Raw genomic sequence first — 20,705 nt, 5'->3', positions numbered from 1 at the left:
GCGGTCAGGGCAAGCGCCGTACGAAGTCCGCGACCGCCGCCCGCACCTCCTCCGCCGTCCACTCCAGGCCCGCCTCCGCGACCGTCACCTCGGTCATGCACAGGCCTGGGCCCTTGGACTCCCAGAAGCCGGCGAAGAGGTAGGTGCCGGTCTCCTCGGCCTGGCGTACCGCCGCCTCCATCAGCACCTCGGCGTCGTACGGCAGCCAGACCTGGAACTCATGGGTGTGCGGCTCCTCGGGGTGCACCCGGGTCCACGGAAGCCCCGCCCCGGCGAAGCCCTCGCGCAGAGCCGCGGCCACCACGCGCGCGTGGTGGACGTAGTCCGGGAGGCGGGGCAGTTCGCGCTCCAGGCCGATCAGGGCCGCGAGCGCCGTCGGGAACTGCTGGAAGACCATGCCACCGTAGCGGTGCCGCCAGGTCTTCGCCTCCTCGACCAGGGATTTCGGGCCGGCCAGTGCGGCGCCGCCGAAGCCGCCGAGGGACTTGTAGAACGACACGTAGACGCTGTCCGCGAGGTCCGCGATCTCCTGCAGGGGGCGCCCGAAGCGGACGGTGCACTCCCACAGGCGCGCGCCGTCGAAGTGCACCACGGCGTCGCGTTCCCGCGCCGCCTCCACGACCTCCGTGAGCTCCTCCCAGGTGGGCAGCACGTAACCGGCGTCCCTGAGGGGCAGTTCCAGCATCAGCGCCCCGAACGGCTCCTCGAAGCCGCGTATCTCCTCGGCGGTGGGGAGCCGGGGCTCGCCGGTGACGCGGACCGTGCGCAGGCCGGCCACGTCACGGAAGGCGTTGCGTTCGTGCGACTCGGGGTGGGAGAGGGCGTGCAGGGCGACCGTGGGGTTGCCGGTGCGGGCCGCCCAGCAGCGCAGGGCGACCTGCTGGGCCATCGTGCCGGTCGGGAAGAACGCGGCGGCCTCCGTGCCCAGCAGGGCCGCGACCCGCTCCTCCAGGGCGGCGACGATCCCGTTGCCGTAGATGTCCGCCGGTTCGTCCAGGTCGTAGACATCGGGTGCGGCTTCCTGGAGGCGCGCGAGCCGTTCACGGAGGGAGGCGCGCATGCCCACGCGCGCGAGGACGCGGTCGGCCTTCCGGTAGGCGGCCGCGCGCCGCTCCCGCATCCGCTGTTCCGCCGACCGGGGTCGGTCCGGCTGCTCTTCCTGGGGCGTCGTCGCCGTATCGCTCATGCCGTGGATGATGCCGTGGCGCGGGGACGCGAGGCCTCACATTTTCCGTGCGGGCCGTCCCGGCGGATGTCCCGGCGCCGTCCCGGGGGGATGTCCCGGGAGATGTGACGGGTCACCCACAGCCTGTGGACAACCAACTGGGCCCGAACCCGATAGCGTTAACATGACGAGAAATCGTCCGGTACCCAGAGCGGACTGGAACGGGAAGGCCACCCTCGCGTGAGTACAGTCCAACAGCCAGACCCCAGTGACCGCCCCGCGCGGCTCACCGTCGGCGTCGTCGGCGCCGGCCGTGTGGGCCCCGCGTTGGCCGCGTCCCTGCAGCTCGCCGGGCACCGCCCGGTCGCCGTCTCCGGGGTCTCCGACACCTCCCGGCGGCGCGCCGAGGCGATGCTGCCCGGCATCCCGCTGGTACCCCCCGCCGAGGTCCTCCAGCGCGCCGACCTGGTCCTCCTGACCGTCCCCGACGACGCCCTGCCCGGCCTGGTCGCGGGCCTCGCCGAGACCGGCGCCGTACGGCCGGGCCAGCTGCTCGTGCACACCTCCGGGCGGTACGGCACCAAGGTCCTGGACCCGGCCCTGCGCGCGGGCGCGCTGCCGCTGGCGCTGCACCCGGCGATGACGTTCACGGGGACACCGGTGGACGTGCAGCGGCTGGCGGGCTGCTCGTTCGGGGTGACCGCGCCCGAGGAACTGCGGCTGGCCGCCGAGGCGCTCGTCATCGAGATGGGCGGCGAGCCGGAGTGGATCTCCGAGGAGAACCGCCCGCTCTACCACGCGGCCCTCGCCCTCGGCGCCAACCACCTGGTCACCCTGGTCGCCCAGTCCATGGAGCTGCTGCGCACCGCCGGTGTCGAGGCCCCCGACCGGATGCTCGGCCCGCTGCTCGGCGCCGCCCTGGACAACGCCCTGCGCTCCGGCGACGCGGCGCTGACCGGGCCGGTCGCGCGCGGGGACGCGGGCACCGTCGCCGCGCACGTCACGGAGCTGCGCCGGCACGCCCCGCAGGCCGTCGACGGTTACCTGGCGATGGCCCGCGCGACGGCCGACCGGGCCCTCGCGCACGGCCTGCTGAAGCCGGAACTCGCCGAGGACCTCCTCGGCGTCCTCGCGAACAGCGCCGACGGCACCAACGGCACCAACGGCACCGAGGGGAACGCCCGATGACGACCGCCCTGCTGAGCACCGCCGACGAACTGCACGCGCGCGTGCGCCGCGGCCGCCGCGCCGTGGTGATGACCATGGGCGCCCTGCACGAGGGCCACGCCACGCTGATCCGTACCGCGCGCGAGATCGCCGGCCCGGACGGCGAGGTCGTCGTCACGGTCTTCGTCAACCCGCTCCAGTTCGGTGCCGGCGAAGACCTCGACCGCTATCCGCGCACCCTGGAAGCCGACGTGAAGATCGCCGAGCAGGCGGGCGCGGACGCCGTGTTCGCCCCCTCGGCCGAGGAGGTCTACCCGGGCGGGCAGCCCCAGGTCCGCGTCACCGCCGGCCCCATGGGCACCCTCCTGGAGGGCGCCTCCCGGCCCGGGCACTTCGACGGCGTCCTCACGGTCGTCGCCAAGCTGCTCCACCTCACCCGCCCCGACGTGGCCCTCTTCGGGCAGAAGGACGCCCAGCAGCTGGCCGTGATCCGGCGCATGGTGCGGGACCTCAACTTCGGCATCGAGATCGTCGGGGTACCGACGGTGCGCGAGACCGACGGGCTCGCGCTGTCCAGCCGCAACCGCTATCTGTCGGTCGACGAGCGGCGCACGGCGCTCGCGCTGTCCCGCGCGCTGTTCGCCGGGCGCGACCGGCACGCGGCGCAGGAGGCGCTGCGCGCGCGGGCGCGCGAGGTGCCGTCCACGCGGGCGCGTGCCGAGGCGCTCAGCGCCATAGGAGAGTCCCGCGCGGCCGCCGACGCGCACGCCGTCGCCAAGGCCGTGCCGAACGCCGCCGCGGCCGTCCGCGCGGCCGCGCGGACCCTCTTGGACGAGGCCGTCCACTACGACCCGCCGCTGGAACTCGACTACCTGGCCCTGGTCGACCCCTCCGACTTCACCGAGATCGACGACGACTTCACTGGAGAGGCCGTCCTCGCCGTCGCCGCCCGGGTCGGGACGACCCGGCTGATCGACAACATCCCCCTCACCTTCGCCGCCACCGGAGCCGCCTCGTGACCAGCACAGGCATACGACTGCACGCACCCGCCCCCGGATGGTCCATCGACGCGGACGTGGTGGTGGTCGGCTCCGGCGTCGCCGGCCTGACCGCCGCGCTGCGCTGCGAGGCCGCCGGACTGACCACGGTCGTCGTCACCAAGGCGCTCCTCGACGACGGCTCCACGCGTTGGGCGCAGGGCGGTGTCGCGGCGGCCCTGGGCGAGGGGGACACCCCCGAACAGCACCTGGACGACACCCTGGTCGCGGGCGCGGGCCTGTGCGACGAGGACGCGGTACGGATCCTCGTCACCGAGGGGCCGGACGCGGTACGGCGGCTGATCTCGACCGGCGCCCACTTCGACACCGACGCGGACGGCGACATCGATCTCACGCGCGAGGGCGGCCACCACCGGCGCCGGATCGCGCACGCGGGCGGGGACGCGACCGGCGCGGAGATCTCCCGCGCGCTGGTGGAAGCGGCTCGCGCGCGGGGCGTGCGGATGATCGAGAACGCGCTGGTGCTGGACCTGCTCACGGACGCCGAGGGGCGCACGGCGGGCGTGACCCTGCACGTGATGGGCGAGGGCCAGCACGACGGCGTGGGCGCCGTGCACGCCCCCGCGGTCGTCCTCGCGACCGGCGGCATGGGCCAGGTGTTCTCCGCGACCACCAACCCGCCGGTGTCCACCGGAGACGGCGTGGCGCTCGCGCTGCGCGCCGGCGCGGAGGTCTCCGACCTCGAATTCGTGCAGTTCCACCCGACCGTGCTGTTCCTCGGCCCCGACGCGGAGGGACAGCAGCCGCTGGTCTCCGAGGCGGTGCGCGGCGAGGGCGCCCACCTGGTCGACGCCGACGGCGTGCGCTTCATGGTGGGGCAGCACGAACTGGCCGAGCTCGCGCCCCGGGACATCGTCGCCAAGGGCATCCTGCGGCGCATGCAGCAGCAGGACGCCGAGCACATGTTCCTGGACGCCCGGCACTTCGGCACCGACATGTGGGAGCACCGTTTCCCGACGATCCTGGCCGCCTGCCGGGCGCACGGCATCGACCCGGTCACCGAGCCCATCCCGATAGCGCCGGCCGCCCACCACGCCTCCGGGGGCGTGCGCACCGACGCGCGCGGGCGCACGACCGTGCGCGGGCTCTACGCCTGCGGCGAGGTCGCGTGCACCGGCGTGCACGGCGCGAACCGGCTCGCGTCCAACTCCCTCCTGGAGGGCCTGGTCTACGCCGAGCGCATCGCCGCCGACATCGTGGAACGGCACGCGGCGGACCGCCTCCACGCGCGCGTGCCCGTGCCGGTCCCGCACCCCGAGAAGCCCGCGCACCCGCTGCAGGCCGCCGAGGCACGGTTCGCGATCCAGCGGATCATGACCGAGGGCGCCGGCGTCCTTCGCTCCGACGAGTCCCTGACCAAGGCCGCCGAGCAGCTCCAGCGCCTGCACACCGAGGCCCGCGACGCCCTGGACGAGAATGGCAAGACCGCCGAGCCCGGCGTCGACACCTGGGAGGCCACCAACCTCCTGTGCGTCGCGCGCGTGCTGGTCGAGGCGGCCCGGCGCCGCGAGGAGACCCGCGGCTGCCACTGGCGCGAGGACCACGCCGACCGCGACGACGCACACTGGCGGCGCCATATCGTCGTACGGCTCAATCCGGACCGTTCGCTGGCCGTACGCACCTCCGACACCGCAGACTTCCCCCCTACCCGGCCGCACCAGCCACCACAGGAGCAGTGACAGACGTGAGCACCAACGACCTTCCCCTCGCCAACGGCGGCGGCTGCGGCGACGGCTGTGCCTGTGGCGCCGAGGGCGACGAGGAGTACCTGGAGTGCGGGCTCGACCCCGCGCTCGCCGAACTCCTCGCCGCCGCCGGACTCGACCCCGTGGAGGTCGAGGACATCGCCAACGTGGCCGTCCAGGAGGACCTGGACAACGGCGTGGACGTGACGACCGTCGCGACGATCCCCGAGGAGGCCGTGGCGACCGCCGACTTCGTCGCGCGCGAGGCGGGCATCGTCGCCGGGCTGCGGGTCGCCGAGGCCGTGGTCTCCGTGGTCTGCACGGACGAGTTCGAGGTCGAGCGGCACGTCGAGGACGGCGACCGCGTCGAGGCCGGGCAGAAGCTGCTGTCGATCACCACCCGCACCCGCGACCTGCTCACCGCCGAGCGCAGCGCGCTCAACGTCCTGTGCCGGCTCTCCGGCATCGCGACCGCCACGCGCGCGTGGGCGGACGCGCTGGAGGGCACGCAGACACGCGTGCGCGACACCCGGAAGACCACTCCGGGTCTCAGGTCGCTGGAGAAGTTCGCCGTGCGCTGTGGCGGCGGCGTCAACCACCGCATGTCGCTCTCCGACGCGGCCCTGGTCAAGGACAACCACGTGGTCGCCGCCGGCGGTGTCGCCCAGGCCTTCAAGGCCGTGCGCGAGGCCTTCCCGGACCTGGCGATCGAGGTCGAGGTCGACACCCTCCACCAGCTGCGCGAGGTCGTCGACGCGGGCGCCGACCTGATCCTGCTGGACAACTTCACGCCGATGGAGTGCGAGGAGGCCGTCGCGATCGTCGACGGCCGCGCGCTCCTGGAGGCGTCCGGCCGGCTGACCCTGGAGAACGCCCGGGTGTACGCCGACACGGGCGTGAACTTCCTGGCCGTCGGCGCCCTGACCCACTCCTCGCCGATCCTGGACATCGGCCTGGATCTGCGCGAGGCGGAGTGAACCCATGCTCCTCACGATCGACGTCGGCAACACGCACACCGTCCTCGGCCTCTTCGACGGCGAGGACATCGTCGAGCACTGGCGCATCTCCACGGACGCCCGCCGCACCGCCGACGAGCTGGCGGTGCTCCTCCAGGGCCTGATGGGCATGCACCCGCTCCTGGGTGACGAGCTCGGCGACGGCATCGACGGGATCGCGATCTGCGCGACCGTGCCGTCCGTGCTGCACGAGCTGCGCGAGGTGACGCGTCGCTACTACGGCGACGTCCCGGCGGTGCTGGTGGAGCCCGGGGTGAAGACCGGGGTGCCGATCCTCACCGACAATCCCAAGGAGGTCGGCGCGGACCGGATCATCAACGCGGTCGCCGCCGTCGAGCTGTTCGGCGGACCGGCGATCGTCGTCGACTTCGGTACGGCCACGACCTTCGACGCGGTCTCCGCGCGCGGGGAGTACGTCGGCGGTGTGATCGCGCCCGGGATCGAGATCTCCGTGGAGGCGCTGGGCGTCAAGGGCGCCCAGCTGCGGAAGATCGAGGTGGCGCGGCCGCGGAGCGTGATCGGGAAGAACACGGTGGAGGCCATGCAGGCCGGCATCGTGTACGGGTTCGCCGGGCAGGTGGACGGCGTGGTCGGCCGGATGGCCCGGGAGCTCGCCGACGATCCGGACGATGTGACGGTGATCGCGACGGGTGGACTGGCGCCGATGGTGCTGGGGGAGTCCTCCGTGATCGACGAGCACGAGCCGTGGCTGACGTTGGTGGGGCTGCGGTTGGTGTACGAGCGGAACGTGTCGCGGATGTGAGCGGTCGGCGGGGGCGGTCGTGGGGCGGGTTCCGACCCCGCCGCCCTTGCCCCGGACGGGCCGAAGAGCGGCTAGGAGAGTGGCCGCGTCACGCCACGCCCTCCCCCATGTGTCTAGTTTGTCCGATTTACGCGTATCTTCGGTTCATGCCCACGCCATACGGATCCCGCGGCGGCATGGCGTTCGGTGCGGAGGAGCTGCGTGTGCTCCGCCGTGCTCTCGCCCTCGCCCTTCACCCCGGTCCCGCCTCCGCCGAGGACGTCAAGGACTGTCATCGGCTCGCCGCGTCGCTCGACGAGGCGATGTGCGAAGGGGACCGGCTGCGTGCCTTCCTGGTGGCCGATCTCGCCCGGTACCGCGCCGCCCTGCCGGGGACCGTCACCGGTTACCTCGCCCTCCTGGAGGAGGCGCTCGGCGCCGGACACCGGCCCACCCCGGACGATCTCGCCGCCCTGCGGGCGCTGCGGGGGAACGCCGGCGCCGCCGCGCTGCTCGACCGGTGCCGGGATCTCGCCGAGCGGGATGTGCGGGCCCGGCTCGCGCACGGGGGCCCGCCGGTACCGGTGCCCGCCGTTCCGGCCTCCAGGGTCCGCCTGACGGCCCTGCCGGGCGGTGTGGCCAAGGAGCCGGACAAGAAGCCGAAGGAGAAGCCCGCCGAGCGGCCGGCCGAGCGGCCCGCTCCGCAGCCCGCGGCTCCCGAGCCCGCCGCGCCGAAGCGGCCCATTCCGACCCCGGGCGAGGTCTTCCCCCGGCGCCGGCCCACCCCGCCGCCCGCCGGGCAGCCTCCCCGGCAACTCGCCGCGGTCTGAGAAGCCGCAGTTCGCGGGCGTTGCGGAACGGTTCGCCCACCCCGCCCCCTTTCGCCCGGTCCTCCGTGGCTACTCTGGCCGCATGGACTACGTCTCCGCGCTCCTGCCCCCGGTCGTCATGGCCGTCTTCTTCATCGGCCTGGTCCGGGTGATCGTGAAGACCCAGGGCGGGGCCGCCAAGGCCAAGGAGGACGCCGCCGTCGACGCGGCCCTCGAGCGCGCGGCGGGCGCCCGCCGGACCGCCGCCCCCAACGGCGACGCCTGACCGCGAAGAGCGCCTCCACGGGCGTACGACTCACCGCGCACCCGCACCATGCCTGCGCTTCCCGGGTCGTACGCCCTTTTTGTTCGCCTTTGTTGGTGAAAGTGCACGTCCGGCACGCCATTGGCGGGATCTCCCACTATTGTTCTGAGCTGTGCCTCGCCCATTGGGAGAACTCGAAGACGCGGTCATGACGCGGGTGTGGAAGTGGAACCGCCCGGTGACCGTTCGAGAAGTCCTGGAAGACCTTCAGCAGGAACGGTCCATCGCGTACACCACGGTGATGACCGTTTTGGACAATCTCCATCAGAAGGGCTGGGTGCGGCGGGAGGCCGAAGGGCGCGCCTATCGATATGAGGCCGTCTCCACCCGAGCCGCCTACGCCGCGGCCCTGATGAACGACGCCTGGTCGCAGAGTGACAACCCGGCGGCCGCACTCGTCGCCTTCTTCGGGATGATGAGCGACGAACAGCGTCAGGCTCTGCGGGACGCGGTACGGATCGTGCAGGGTCCCGATACGCAGGAACAGCGGCATGAGAGGGAAGACCGGGAAGCTCCGCAAGAGGAGAACCCCGGCTCCGTGGCGGACCGCGGCGGGCGATAGCGTCCGCTCATGTCAGCGATGCGCCCCGAAGTCACCGCAAAAGCCATCACCGTCCGGCGGGCCCGGACCGGCGATGTCCCGGCCGTACGCCACCTCCTTGACGCGTACGTCCGTGACCGCATCCTGCTCGACAAAGCCACGGTGACGCTTTACGAGGACATCCAGGAGTTCTGGGTCGCCGAACGCGACGACAACGCCGAGGTGGTCGGCTGCGGCGCACTGCACGTGATGTGGGAAGACCTCGCGGAAGTGCGCACTCTCGCGGTGAAGCCGGGCCTCAAGGGCGCCGGTGTCGGTCATCAGTTGCTGGAGAAGTTGCTGGAGACCGCGCGTTGGCTTGGTGTTCGCCGCGTTTTCTGTCTGACCTTCGAAGTCGAGTTCTTCGGGAAGCACGGCTTCGTGGAGATCGGCGAGACGCCCGTGGACACCGATGTCTACACGGAGCTGTTGCGTTCCTATGACGAGGGCGTCGCGGAGTTCCTCGGACTCGAACGAGTGAAACCGAACACCTTGGGCAACAGCCGGATGCTTCTGCATCTGTGATCGCGAAGGGGGCCCCTATTCCGGGCGCCCTGCCTTGCCCGGGTGCCCTATGTCCGAAACGCGTATGTTTCCGGGTGGGAGCGGGCCCCTCGGTCTCTCCCAGGGGTTTGTGTTTTTCCCGCAAAAGCGGTTTGCTTTCCGACGTACTGCAGTACTGCATATAACAGGGGGCGGCGAAACGGCGGACGCCGCAGACCCCCGGCCCTGAAGTTTTCGATGAAAGGAAATCCGGTGGCACAGAAGGTTCAGGTCCTTCTTGTCGACGACCTCGACGGCGGCGAGGCGGACGAGACCGTGACGTTCGCGCTGGACGGCAAGACGTACGAGATCGACCTCACGACCGCCAATGCGGACAAGCTGCGCGGCCTTCTCGACCCGTATGTCAAGGGCGGTCGTCGTACCGGTGGCCGTGCTTCGGGCGGACGCGGAAAGGCCCGTGCGGCTTCCGGCGGCAGCCAGGACACCGCGCAGATTCGCGCGTGGGCGAAGGAGAACGGCTACGAGGTCAACGACCGCGGCCGTGTTCCCGCGACGATTCGCCAGGCCTACGAGGACGCCAACGCCTGACTGTCCCGCGGCCCGCGGCCCACGCGCCGCAGCCGGACACGGTGGCACTCGGTGGCCACCGTGTCCACCAGCCGTACGAGATCGGGGGCGCCTCCGACGCCCCCCACGGCCGACAGCGTCGGCAGCGAGGCCTCGACCTCGCACCCCGACTCGGGGGGCCGCAACCAGACAGCGGCCCCCTGCACGGGTTCAGCACGGCCTGCGACGGATTCCGGAAGAGCACCGGCCCCGTCGGATTCGGGAAGCGGTCGCCCCCGGAAGGATTCGGGAAGCGGCCGGACCCCTGCGGACTCGGGAAGCGGTCGGCCCCCCGCGTACTCGGGAAGCCGTCGGCCCCGGGAGGATTCGGGAAGTCGTCGGTCCCGGGCGGATTCGGGAAACGGTCGGATTCCGGCGGACGCCGGCTCGGGCCGTGGCGGAGCGTCCATCCAGCCCTGATCGCCCAGCGCCCGCAGATCCAGGACCGGGGCCAGCGCGCCCCACTCCAGCCAGTCCAGCAGCCCCGGCAGCTCCTCCGCGCCCCCCGCGGCCACCAGCAGCCGCATCCGGCCGCCCTGGAGCGCCACCGGAGCACCCGGCCCCAGATGCCTGAGCGCCCTCGCGCCCGCCTCGGCCGGCATGTCGAGCACGTCGAAACGCACGCCCGTGACCAGCCGCAACGGCTCTCCGGGCGCCGCGGGCACTGTGGCCCAGCCCAGATCGTTCTCGTACCAGTGCCGGAGCCGGGCCGCCCGCCCGACCGGCGCCCCGGCAGATCCGGCAGGACCGGAACCGGAATCCGTACCGGAACCGGAAACAAGCGGACGACGGGGGTGAGGGACCGTGGAAGCGGTCAGAGGGACTGTGCCAGCCATGCCAAGCGCAACCGCCCCGAGCCCGCCCGAGTTACGCTGGGTGTGCGGGCGAATACGCAAAGTGCCGGAAAAAGGTGCTCGTGGGGGTCCGGAGAGACGCAAGGTTGTTCGCCCGTAGCGGAGGGACCGGGGGCCTACGGCATGGACTGTCAGTCCGAACGGGTAAGACATCCCTAGTGGGAGGGGGCGACACGCATGCGAGGCCGTCTCACGTTCGCCATCGGCGTACTGGCGGAAAGGGTAACTGCCTGGCCTGCGGGAACATCGTCTCGCACCATCAGGTTGGAGCAGATGTCGGCGTTCGGGGTCAGGAGGCCATCGACGGTGTCGGCAGTTGGAATGAGCGGTCCCCGCTTGCGGGACTAAGCTGCGGAAGGACAGAGAGGGGAAGTTCCCCCCACTGCCTGACCGCTCTGAGGAGCGATTAACGATGTTCGAGAGGTTCACCGACCGCGCGCGGCGGGTTGTCGTCCTGGCTCAGGAAGAAGCCCGGATGCTCAACCACAACTACATCGGCACCGAGCACATCCTCCTGGGCCTGATCCACGAGGGTGAGGGTGTCGCCGCCAAGGCCCTTGAGAGCCTCGGGATTTCGCTCGAGGCGGTCCGCCAGCAGGTGGAGGAGATCATCGGCCAGGGCCAGCAGGCCCCGTCCGGGCACATTCCCTTCACCCCCCGTGCCAAGAAGGTCCTGGAGCTGTCGCTCCGCGAGGCCCTTCAGCTGGGCCACAACTACATCGGCACGGAGCACATCCTGCTCGGCCTGATCCGTGAGGGCGAGGGCGTCGCCGCCCAGGTCCTGGTCAAGCTGGGCGCTGATCTCAACCGGGTGCGGCAGCAGGTCATCCAGCTGCTCTCCGGTTACCAGGGCAAGGAGACCGCCACCGCCGGCGGGCCTGCCGAGGGCACCCCCTCGACGTCCCTGGTCCTCGACCAGTTCGGCCGGAACCTCACCCAGGCCGCTCGTGAGTCCAAGCTCGACCCGGTCATCGGGCGCGAGAAGGAGATCGAGCGGGTCATGCAGGTGCTGTCCCGCCGCACCAAGAACAACCCGGTCCTGATCGGTGAGCCCGGCGTCGGCAAGACCGCCGTCGTCGAGGGCCTCGCCCAGGCCATCGTCAAGGGCGAGGTGCCCGAGACCCTCAAGGACAAGCACCTCTACACCCTGGACCTCGGCGCCCTGGTCGCCGGCTCCCGCTACCGCGGTGACTTCGAGGAGCGCCTGAAGAAGGTGCTCAAGGAGATCCGCACCCGCGGCGACATCATCCTGTTCATCGACGAGCTCCACACGCTGGTCGGTGCGGGTGCCGCCGAGGGCGCCATCGACGCGGCTTCCATCCTGAAGCCGATGCTGGCCCGCGGTGAGCTGCAGACCATCGGTGCCACCACCCTGGACGAGTACCGCAAGCACCTGGAGAAGGACGCGGCCCTGGAGCGCCGCTTCCAGCCCATCCAGGTCGCCGAGCCGTCCCTGCCGCACACGATCGAGATCCTCAAGGGTCTGCGTGACCGGTACGAGGCCCACCACCGGGTCTCCATCACGGACGAGGCGCTGGTCCAGGCGGCCACCCTGGCCGACCGCTACATCTCGGACCGCTTCCTGCCGGACAAGGCGATCGACCTGATCGACGAGGCCGGTTCCCGGATGCGCATCCGCCGGATGACCGCGCCGCCGGACCTGCGCGAGTTCGACGAGAAGATCGCCGCCGTCCGCCGGGACAAGGAGTCCGCGATCGACTCGCAGGACTTCGAGAAGGCCGCCTCCCTCCGCGACAAGGAGAAGCAGCTCCTGGCCGCCAAGGCCAAGCGGGAGAAGGAGTGGAAGGCCGGCGACATGGACGTCGTCGCCGAGGTCGACGGCGAGCTGATCGCCGAGGTCCTCGCCACGGCCACCGGCATCCCGGTCTTCAAGCTGACCGAGGAGGAGTCCTCCCGCCTGCTGCGCATGGAGGACGAGCTCCACAAGCGGGTCATCGGCCAGATCGACGCCGTCAAGGCGCTGTCGAAGGCGATCCGCCGTACGCGTGCCGGTCTGAAGGACCCGAAGCGCCCCGGTGGCTCGTTCATCTTCGCCGGCCCGTCCGGTGTCGGTAAGACCGAGCTGTCCAAGGCCCTCGCCGAGTTCCTCTTCGGTGACGAGGACGCGCTGATCTCCCTCGACATGTCGGAGTTCAGCGAGAAGCACACGGTGTCGCGTCTCTTCGGTTCGCCCCCCGGCTACGTGGGCTACGAAGAGGGCGGCCAGCTGACCGAGAAGGTCCGCCGCAAGCCGTTCTCCGTCGTCCTCTTCGACGAGGTCGAGAAGGCCCACCCGGACATCTTCAACAGCCTGCTGCAGATCCTGGAGGACGGTCGCCTGACCGACTCCCAGGGCCGGGTCGTGGACTTCAAGAACACGGTCATCATCATGACGACCAACCTCGGCACCCGGGACATCTCCAAGGGCTTCAACCTGGGCTTCGCGGCCACGGGTGACACCAAGTCGAACTACGAGCGCATGAAGAACAAGGTCTCGGACGAGCTCAAGCAGCACTTCCGCCCCGAATTCCTCAACCGCGTCGACGACGTGGTCGTCTTCCCGCAGCTGACCCAGGAGGACATCCTGCGGATCGTCGACCTGATGGTCGGCAAGGTGGACGAGCGCCTCAAGGACCGGGACATGGGCATCGAGCTCTCCCAGTCCGCCAAGGAGCTGCTGTCCAAGAAGGGCTACGACCCGGTGCTGGGCGCGCGTCCGCTGCGTCGCACGATCCAGCGCGAGATCGAGGACACGCTCTCGGAGAAGATCCTCTTCGGCGAGCTGCGGCCCGGTCACATCGTGGTCGTCGACACGGAGGGCGAGGGCGACACCGCGACCTTCACCTTCCGCGGCGAGGAGAAGTCGGCGCTGCCGGACGTCCCGCCGATCGAGCAGGCGGCCGGCGGAGCCGGGCCGAACCTGAGCAAGGAGGCGTAGCCCTTCGGGGACACGCCGAGCGAGGGGCCGGTGCTTTTCGGAGCACCGGCCCCTTCGCGTTGCTCAGCGGCGGGGCGGGTTGATCTCGACGCCTTGGAAGAGGCGGGCGTAGCGGGCCATGTGCGGGGCGGCGGGGAGAAGGTTCACCGACCGCAGGCCTGGGAGCCGGAGTGCCAGGCCGGACAGGTCCTCGTCGCCGTAGACCGCGGTGATCCGCAGCGTCTCGACGCCGGGCAGTTCGGGCATGACCACGAAGGAGTAGGGGAACTCCCGGATGGTCGCCGCGTTGAGATGTAGCTCCCTCAGCTCAGGCAGTGCGGCGACTTCCTGCCAGTCGGTGTCCGTCAGCTCGGTGGTCAAGGGCCCGAGGCTGAGCGATCGAAGTCCGGCCCAGTGCCGAAGCCCGCGCAGGCCCGTGGTGTCGGTGCTATGCCTGCCCAGGAAGAGAGTTTCCAGCGGTGATTCGACCGGCAGGATCTCCCTGAGATCCGTGCCCGGCAACTCCTGGGGCAGGGAGAGCCGCAGTAGGGACCGCAGTGCGCGCAGTCCAGTGACGTCGGCCACCTCGGTGCAGCCCAGGCGGACGAGCGGGAGTTCGGAGAGCCGGTCCAGCCCTGTCGTCGGGCAGTTCGTCAACCACACCTCACGCAGGGAGCCGAAGGACAGGAGGGCGTCCGCATCAATGACATGGGGATTGTCCGTGAGTTCGAGTGCGGTCAGTGCTTCCGGCGCCGGCACGGCGGCCAGAATTTCATCTATGCGGTGCGGGCCATGGAAGGACAGGGCATGCCACGGCCGCATCGTGGCGAGGGCAGAGAACTCCTCCGCCGACTCACAGGTGAGGTAGAGATCGTCCCGTTCCAGATGGTCGAGGACCTCGGAGGCGTACTCCGCTGTGTCGAATCGGTGCCAGGTGCCCACGAGCTGGCGCCGAACGTCCAGGCTTCGATGGTTCCGGAATCGCCGCAGTACCGTGATCGCCCCCTCGGGCTCCTCCACGCCGAGCAGGGAGGCGGTGACCGTGACGCCCTTGGCCTCCTGGTCCGTGAGCATCGAAGGTCCCGGCAGCAACTCCAGAGCCAGAGGTCCTGCCTCCGCCAGGGTCTGCGCCTCCTTGGCCGACAACGGAGGGATCAGCTTCGCAGCCTGCGAGTCGACCGCCAGCCGCACCTCGGGAGCCAACGCCGTCGCATGCTCCAGACATGCCAGTGCCATCACTGTCAGCCGAGGCTCACCACCGGCCAGCAACTGCCTCAGCAGCCAGGCCCGTTCCCCGGGGCGGGCGTGCGCTACCGCCATGCGGATCACGTCCTCCCACTGGGGGTCGCCTGCATGGCTCGCGAGGACGTCCAGGTGTCCCTCCTCCACCGCGTAGCGCGCCCCCAGGTAGTCCTGGAAGGTGCGGTGCACGAAGTCCACGACACCGTCGGCCGGTTGGCGGATCAGTCCGCTGCGCAGCAGCAGGGTGCGCAGGACGGTCGTCGCGTCCTGGTTCCCGCCCGGCAGGGCGATCGACGGGAGGCACCTCACCACGATGCCTTCGGCCGACTCGACCTCCAATTCCGTGCGGCCGCTCAATACCAGCGCATAAGCCAGGCGTTGCAGCAGCTCCAGCTGCACCTCCTCGCCCAGCTCCACGTCGTCCACCGCGCCCATGCCCCGCTCCCGGTCGCGCCGGGACAGCAGCATGGTGAGGGCAGCGTCGTACAACTCCTTGCGGCCGGTGGGGAGATAACCGCGGCGTTCCCGATGCAGGGCGCAGATCAGGCCGCACATCAGGGGGTTGGTGGCGAGTCGGGCCAGGTCGCGTTTGGTGCGCAGGGAGTCGAGGAGCGGGCCCTCGAACTCCGGGGCGCGGGCCGCCGTGTGCCAGCGGTGGACGAAGGTCGCCACGTCGGTGCGGCGCATGGGGGTCAGGGTCAGTTCGCGGAAGCCCTCCGCGGCGAGCCAGTCGGGGCGGACCGCAGTGGGCCGGGAGGTCAGGAGCCAGCGATTGCCCGGGAAGGCGTGGATGAGGGAGAGCAGCCAGTCGCGGGTGCCACGGCGGTCGGCGTCGGAGATCTCGTCCAGGCCGTCGACGAGAATGAGGCCGCGGCCCGCCGTCAGAACGCGTTCCGCCCAGCCGTCGGGTGCGGACAGCGGGCAGCTCACCGCGGTCAGGAAGGCCTCGGGAGCAGGGAAGGCGCCGCTGCGGATCAGGGTGCGCAGCGGGAGGACGTACGGGATGCGCGCGCCCTCCTGCGCTGCCGTCACCGCGAGCCACTGCACCAGCGTCGTCTTGCCCGAACCCGCGTCGCCACGCAGTAGGACGCGCTCGTGGGTGCGGAGGGCTTCCTCGGCGGGCAGCTGGAGGATGGCGGGGGCCGGGCCGGAGCCGTCCCCGGGGAGGGGGCGCTCGTCTTCGCCGGTCGCCTCCAGACTCAGATAGGCGACTTCCAGCGGCCAGCGGTCCGGGGAGTCGCGCAGGTCGATGCCGTAGATGGTGATGTGGTTGTGGCGTTCGGTGATGTGGGCGCGGTAGCGGCGCTCGAAGGCGGTGTCGCGGGCGTCGGGGCGCGGTGTGCGGGCGAGCAACTCGTCGATCTTCGCGACGAGTTCGGCCTGGGTCCGGGTCTGCTCCACCAGGGTGCGGGCCACAAAGCTGGAGCGGCGGGTGAAGAACTCCAGGATCTGCAGGCAGGCCCACTCGGTCACGGAGTCGAGGAAGTAGCAGGCGTCGGAGGAGAGGCCGTCGGGTGCGGGTGCCCGGTGGCGCAGCCTCGCGGCCAGTTCGCGGTGTCCGAGCCGTACCGCCTGGACGTCGTCCATGTCCAGATCGCCGAGGGAGAGCAGTCTGCGGGCCAGGGCGTCGGCGACGGCGGTCTGCTCGCCGGTCCGGAAGGGCGGCTCGCCGGGTGAGTCGACCGCCTGCCGGACCAGATGCTCGGCGAGCTTGTGCACGTCCTTGTCGACCAGCACGCGCTTCTCGCCCTTGAAGGACACCAGGTCCTTCAGCCGCACCGGCTTGTCCACCAGCCCCGCGCCCGGGCCGTCCGCCACGAACAGTTTCTTCAGCAGGGGCGAGACCAGGCTCGACGCCAGTTTGCCGCCCAGCACCGTCGGCTCCATCCGCACACCCCCGTGATCGACGCGAACGGATGGAGCCTAGCGGTGGGTTACGACAACTGGCCGTTGTAGTCCGGCAGCTTGAACGTCTTGTCGGCGTGGCCGCCCGACAGGTCGGAGGCGCTGTTGCCGATGTTCGCGATGATGTCGTAGCCCTTGTTCTCGATGTCGACGCGCTGGGCGGTCTTGTACGCGGCGACGTCCTTGAAGAGGTCGAGGAAGCCGCGGACGTAGAGGCCGGAGACCTGGTAGCCGTCGTACTCGAGGTTGTACTCGGTGGGCAGGTAGATGATCCCCGGGCGGGCCGTCACGAAGAACAGGGCGACGCCGTGCTCCTGGGCGTACCTGGCCACGTTCAGGACCGGCTTGTTGGCCGGCTGGGGGTAGCTGAAGCCGAAGTCGGTCTCGAGCGTGGTGTTGTCGATGTCGAAGACGATCGCCTGCTTCTCGCCGGGCTCGGCGGCGGCGATCCGGCTCTTCAGGTAGGGCAGGGCCTGGTCCATCACGGACTGGCAGTCCGTCTGCCAGGTGGCGTAGTCGACCGTGGTGGAGCTGCTCTCCGTCGCTGCCTGGGCCGGCGCGGCCATCCCGGCGAGCGCGGCCACGGAGACGGCGGTGGCGGATATGCGGCGGGTCCAGGTGCCTGTGGTCATGGGGGCGGTTGTCCTCTCATGTCACTGCTGGTTGTGTCAGGGGCATGGTGAGCGGGGGAGGTGGCGTGAGGGGAACCGTAGGGTTACCGGCGGGTAGGTGGCCAGAGGTGTGCGTCACATGGGCGACCTCGGCCCCGGCGGGTGACATACCGCACGGGCCGGATGTCCGTTACTAGTGGAGATAGTCGGTTCATCGGCCGGAGTGCTCGGGGCGGCCGGGGCTTTCGCTCAGGAATGCAGGGGTCAAGAAATAGTCAAGTCCCGGTATGGATACTATGCGGCCTCGTAGATGAGGGGGGTTGGGCGGAGCCCGGCTTCCGGGTTACCTGGAGATGCCCCATCCGGCGGCCGACGGTGCGTGTCGGTGTCGGACGGGGGTCCCTGTCGTCCAGCCCGTGAGGTTCCGATGTCCCTGCGTGCCGCTCTCCGTGCCCCCCGTACGTCCTCGCTCCGCAAGCGGGCCGCCGTTCTGGCCGCCGGTGTCGGGGTCGCGGCCGTGGTGGGGTCGGGGGTCGCGTCGGCCGCCACGTCCGGTGCCGCCGCCTGGGTCGACCCGGTGAAGAAGTACGCGCTCTCCGCGAGCTTCGCCCAGTCCGGCGGCCTGTGGAGCGCCAAGCACAGCGGGCAGGACTTCGCCGTGCCGACCGGCACCCGGGTCGTCGCCGCGCACGGCGGCACCGTCGTCAAGGCCGGCGGCAACGGCGCCGGTGACGGTCCCGCGTACGGCAACGCCGTCGTCATCAAGCACGCCGCCGGCCAGTACTCGCAGTACGCGCATCTGTCGCGCGTCGGCGTCAGGGTCGGGCAGGTCGTGAAGACCGGTCAGCACATCGGTCTGTCCGGCAGCACCGGCAACTCCACCGGGCCGCACCTGCACTTCGAGATCCGTACGACCCCGCACTACGGCTCCGCCGTCGACCCGGTCGCCTTCCTGCGCGCCAAGGGTCTGAAGATCTGACCGGCGTCCAGGCCGGCGTCTAGGCGGAGCCGGCGGAACCCTTGTGGGCCTGGGTCACCAGGTCCACGGCGACCTCCAGAGCGGCCTCGCGCTTCTTCTGGGGGTCGCCTTCGATGTCCTGCATGATGAACATCCCGGCGTGCAGGGTGAAGATCGCGCTCACGCAGCGGACCTGGTCGGTCAGCGACGCGTCCGGGTCGATGATGATGTTCCGCAGGCCGCGCATCCGGTCCTTGAAGGTGTCGCCGATCCGCAGTTCCCGGACCGTCGCCTGGTTCTCCTGCATGAAGCGGAACAGCGGTTCGGCCTCGGCGAGCGCCTGGCTGTAGCGCCGTACGATCTCCTGCTTGGTGTCCAGGGTGTGCGGCTGGCCCTTGCCCCACTCGATGAGTTCCTGGATCGGCCGCGTCAGGTCCTCGAAGACGCTGACCAGGATCTCTTCCTTGGTCTTGAAGTGGTAGTACAGGGCAGCCTTGGTGACGTCGAGGCGCTCGGCGATCTCCCGCAGGGAGGTCTTCTCGTAGCCCTGCTCGGCGAAGAGTTCGAGGGCCACGTCCTGGATGCGCTGGCGGGTGTTGCCGCGGCGCTGCTGCTTGGTGCCGTCCATGGTGACGCCCATCCTCTTACTCCTCGCACTCCCGCGAAAACTCGCCTGCCGCGACCGGTCGGCGGACCCGTACACCGGGCTCCGTAACTTACTTGACGACCGGCTAGTGACAGGTCTACCTTCACAGTGTACTGAACTAGCCGGGCGGCAAGTAAGTAGCTGTCGCCAGGGGGAGTGGGAGAGATGGCGGAGACCCAGGCGGCCGGGACCGGCCAGGAATCACCAGGGGCACCGGACGCGGCGGACGCTCCGGCGAAAGAGCCCAAGAGCGTACGGGTCGTGATCCTCGCGCTCATGGTCGCGATGATGCTCGCGATGCTCGACAACATGATCGTGGGTACGGCGATGCCGACGATCGTCGGCGAGCTGGGCGGCCTCGAACACCTGTCATGGGTCGTGACCGCCTACACCCTCGCGACCGCGGCGGCCACCCCGCTCTGGGGCAAGCTCGGCGACATGTACGGGCGCAAGGGCGCCTTCATGACCTCCATAGTCATCTTCCTGATCGGCTCCGCGCTCAGCGGCATGGCCCAGAACATGGGCGAGCTGATCGGGTTCCGGGCCGTTCAGGGGCTCGGTGCCGGTGGTCTGATGGTCGGCGTCATGGCGATCATCGGTGACCTCGTGCCGCCCCGCGAGCGCGGCAAGTACCAGGGCATGATGGCCGGCGTCATGGCGCTCGCGATGATCGGCGGTCCGCTGGTCGGCGGCACCATCACCGACAACTGGGGCTGGCGCTGGGCGTTCTACATCAACCTGCCGCTCGGCGTGGTCGCGCTGGCCGCCATCAGCGCCGTACTGCACCTGCCGAAGAAGCGGAACAAGGCCCGCATCGACTACCTCGGCGCCGGGCTGCTGACCCTCGGCATCACCTCGATCGTGCTGGTCACCACCTGGGGTGGCACGCAGTACGCCTGGACGTCCGCGCGGATCATGGAACTGATCGCCATCGGCGTCGTCGCGCTGGTCGGGTTCGTGTTCTGGCAGACCAAGGCCGCCGAGCCGATCATGCCGCTGCACATCTTCCGCAGCCGCAACTTCACCCTGATGTCGATCATCGGCTTCATCGTGGGCTTCGTGATGTTCGGCGCCACGCTCTTCCTGCCGCTCTACCAGCAGTCCGTGCAGGGCGCGTCGGCGACCAACTCCGGTCTGCTGCTGCTTCCGATGCTCGGCGCGATGCTGGTGACCTCGATGATCGCCGGGCGGGTGACGACCGGTACCGGCCGTTACAAGATCTTCCCGATCGTCGGCGGCGTACTGCTGACCGTGGGCCTGTACCTGCTGTCGACGATGGACACGGACACCACCCGGTTCACCTCCGGCGTGTACATGGCCGTCGTCGGTCTGGGCATGGGCTGCCTGATGCAGATCACCATGCTGGTCGCGCAGAACAGCGTGGAGCTGAAGGACATGGGCGTCGCGTCCTCCTCGACCACCCTCTTCCGCACCCTCGGCTCCTCCTTCGGTGTCGCGATCATGGGCGCGCTCTTCAACGACCGGGTCAAGCACGTCATGGCCGAGCGGGCCGGCTCGCTGGGCTCCAAGATCACCGAGCAGTCGGCGCAGCTGGATGCGAAGAGCCTGGCGAAGCTGCCGGCCGCGGCGCGCGAGGCGTACCAGCACGCGGTGTCGGCGGGCACGCACTCGGCGTTCCTGCTGGGTGCCGTGATCGCCGTGGTGGTGCTGGTGACGGCGGTGTTCGTCAAGGAGGTCCCGCTGAAGGGCGCGGCCCCGAAGGCGGGCTCCGACGAGGCCGCGCCGATGCCGGTCGTCGAGGCCGTCTGAGAAGAGGCCGTCTGAGAAACGGGCCATGTGCGGGTGGCTCCGGGGACCGTATCCCCGGAGCCACCCGCTTTGCGTTGTCCCGCGGACACCGGGCGCCGCAACCGTCCTGCGTTGACGGCCGTCCGGCGTTGTCAGTGCCGCATGT

The 20,705-nt window shown here is 70.4% G+C and carries 18 protein-coding genes; 13 read left to right on the top strand and 5 right to left on the bottom strand.

The features are described from left to right. Positions 1–4: 4 nt before the first annotated feature. Positions 5–1,186 (bottom strand): beta-eliminating lyase-related protein, encoded by a 1,182-nt coding sequence (locus AB0D85_RS42410; RefSeq protein ID WP_362333234.1) that lies wholly within the window; start codon positions 1,184–1,186, stop codon positions 5–7. Positions 1,187–1,405: 219 nt separating this feature from the next. Here AB0D85_RS42410 and AB0D85_RS42405 point away from each other — a divergent pair, with 219 nt between their 5' ends. From AB0D85_RS42405 to AB0D85_RS42360, 10 genes are all read left to right on the top strand, one after another. Next, on the top strand, positions 1,406–2,353 hold the full coding sequence (locus AB0D85_RS42405; RefSeq protein ID WP_362333231.1) for a DUF2520 domain-containing protein: 948 nt from the start codon (positions 1,406–1,408) through the stop codon (positions 2,351–2,353). Further along, complete coding sequence (gene panC, locus AB0D85_RS42400; RefSeq protein ID WP_362333228.1) at positions 2,350–3,351, top strand: pantoate--beta-alanine ligase; 1,002 nt, start codon at positions 2,350–2,352, stop codon at positions 3,349–3,351. The genes AB0D85_RS42405 and panC overlap by 4 nt, the downstream gene beginning before the upstream one ends. Beyond that, positions 3,348–5,069, top strand: coding sequence for an L-aspartate oxidase (locus AB0D85_RS42395; protein WP_362333225.1), 1,722 nt, complete (start codon positions 3,348–3,350; stop codon positions 5,067–5,069). The genes panC and AB0D85_RS42395 overlap by 4 nt, the downstream gene beginning before the upstream one ends. Before the next feature lie 5 nt (positions 5,070–5,074). Then, positions 5,075–6,052 (top strand): carboxylating nicotinate-nucleotide diphosphorylase, encoded by a 978-nt coding sequence (nadC, locus tag AB0D85_RS42390; protein ID WP_362333222.1) that lies wholly within the window; start codon positions 5,075–5,077, stop codon positions 6,050–6,052. Positions 6,053–6,056: 4 nt separating this feature from the next. Further along, positions 6,057–6,854 carry a type III pantothenate kinase gene (locus AB0D85_RS42385; protein WP_089099902.1) on the top strand — a complete coding sequence of 266 codons (798 nt, stop codon included), beginning with the start codon at positions 6,057–6,059 and terminating at the stop codon, positions 6,852–6,854. Positions 6,855–7,030: 176 nt separating this feature from the next. Further along, the gene (locus AB0D85_RS42380) at positions 7,031–7,663 is read left to right on the top strand and encodes a hypothetical protein (RefSeq protein ID WP_362333457.1); all 633 of its coding nucleotides are present in this window, start codon (positions 7,031–7,033) and stop codon (positions 7,661–7,663) included. Positions 7,664–7,745: 82 nt separating this feature from the next. Next, positions 7,746–7,928, top strand: coding sequence for a hypothetical protein (locus AB0D85_RS42375; protein WP_362333218.1), 183 nt, complete (start codon positions 7,746–7,748; stop codon positions 7,926–7,928). Positions 7,929–8,079: 151 nt separating this feature from the next. Then, a complete protein-coding gene (locus AB0D85_RS42370; RefSeq protein ID WP_362333215.1) occupies positions 8,080–8,529 on the top strand; it encodes a BlaI/MecI/CopY family transcriptional regulator in 450 nt (149 codons plus the stop codon). A gap of 9 nt (positions 8,530–8,538) precedes the next feature. Next, positions 8,539–9,072: an amino-acid N-acetyltransferase gene (locus AB0D85_RS42365; RefSeq protein WP_362333212.1), complete on the top strand. Its 534-nt coding sequence runs from the start codon at positions 8,539–8,541 to the stop codon at positions 9,070–9,072. Between the two features lie 231 nt (positions 9,073–9,303). Beyond that, the gene (locus tag AB0D85_RS42360) at positions 9,304–9,639 is read left to right on the top strand and encodes an Lsr2 family protein (protein ID WP_046730878.1); all 336 of its coding nucleotides are present in this window, start codon (positions 9,304–9,306) and stop codon (positions 9,637–9,639) included. On the opposite strand, the gene AB0D85_RS42355 is transcribed toward AB0D85_RS42360, so the two are convergent. Beyond that, positions 9,618–10,493: an SCO3374 family protein gene (locus tag AB0D85_RS42355; protein ID WP_362333208.1), complete on the bottom strand. Its 876-nt coding sequence runs from the start codon at positions 10,491–10,493 to the stop codon at positions 9,618–9,620. The two genes, AB0D85_RS42360 and AB0D85_RS42355, sit on opposite strands and share 22 nt — an antisense overlap. 430 nt (positions 10,494–10,923) lie before the next feature. Here AB0D85_RS42355 and AB0D85_RS42350 point away from each other — a divergent pair, with 430 nt between their 5' ends. Next, a complete protein-coding gene (locus AB0D85_RS42350) occupies positions 10,924–13,449 on the top strand; it encodes an ATP-dependent Clp protease ATP-binding subunit (protein ID WP_362333205.1) in 2,526 nt (841 codons plus the stop codon). 63 nt (positions 13,450–13,512) lie between these two features. Here the strand turns inward: AB0D85_RS42350 and AB0D85_RS42345 are convergent, their stop codons facing one another. Both AB0D85_RS42345 and AB0D85_RS42340 read right to left on the bottom strand, forming a co-directional pair. Then, complete coding sequence (locus AB0D85_RS42345; RefSeq protein WP_362333202.1) at positions 13,513–16,557, bottom strand: NACHT domain-containing protein; 3,045 nt, start codon at positions 16,555–16,557, stop codon at positions 13,513–13,515. A gap of 47 nt (positions 16,558–16,604) precedes the next feature. Continuing rightward, positions 16,605–17,207: an HAD family acid phosphatase gene (locus AB0D85_RS42340; RefSeq protein WP_362333199.1), complete on the bottom strand. Its 603-nt coding sequence runs from the start codon at positions 17,205–17,207 to the stop codon at positions 16,605–16,607. A gap of 406 nt (positions 17,208–17,613) precedes the next feature. Here AB0D85_RS42340 and AB0D85_RS42335 point away from each other — a divergent pair, with 406 nt between their 5' ends. Next, positions 17,614–18,165 carry a M23 family metallopeptidase gene (locus AB0D85_RS42335; protein ID WP_362333196.1) on the top strand — a complete coding sequence of 184 codons (552 nt, stop codon included), beginning with the start codon at positions 17,614–17,616 and terminating at the stop codon, positions 18,163–18,165. 19 nt (positions 18,166–18,184) lie between these two features. Here the strand turns inward: AB0D85_RS42335 and AB0D85_RS42330 are convergent, their stop codons facing one another. Next, positions 18,185–18,784: a TetR/AcrR family transcriptional regulator gene (locus AB0D85_RS42330; protein WP_362333193.1), complete on the bottom strand. Its 600-nt coding sequence runs from the start codon at positions 18,782–18,784 to the stop codon at positions 18,185–18,187. 171 nt (positions 18,785–18,955) lie between these two features. On the opposite strand from AB0D85_RS42330, the gene AB0D85_RS42325 reads away from it, so the two are divergent. Continuing rightward, positions 18,956–20,560, top strand: coding sequence for an MDR family MFS transporter (locus AB0D85_RS42325; protein ID WP_362333190.1), 1,605 nt, complete (start codon positions 18,956–18,958; stop codon positions 20,558–20,560). Positions 20,561–20,705: the final 145 nt, after the last annotated feature.

Origin of the sequence: Streptomyces sp. NPDC048277, from assembly GCF_040652235.1 — a bacterium.
Taxonomy (GTDB): Bacteria; Actinomycetota; Actinomycetes; order Streptomycetales; family Streptomycetaceae; genus Streptomyces.
The sequence above is the reverse complement of the archived record's forward strand: the minus strand, read 5'-3'. Positions and strand labels throughout refer to the sequence as shown.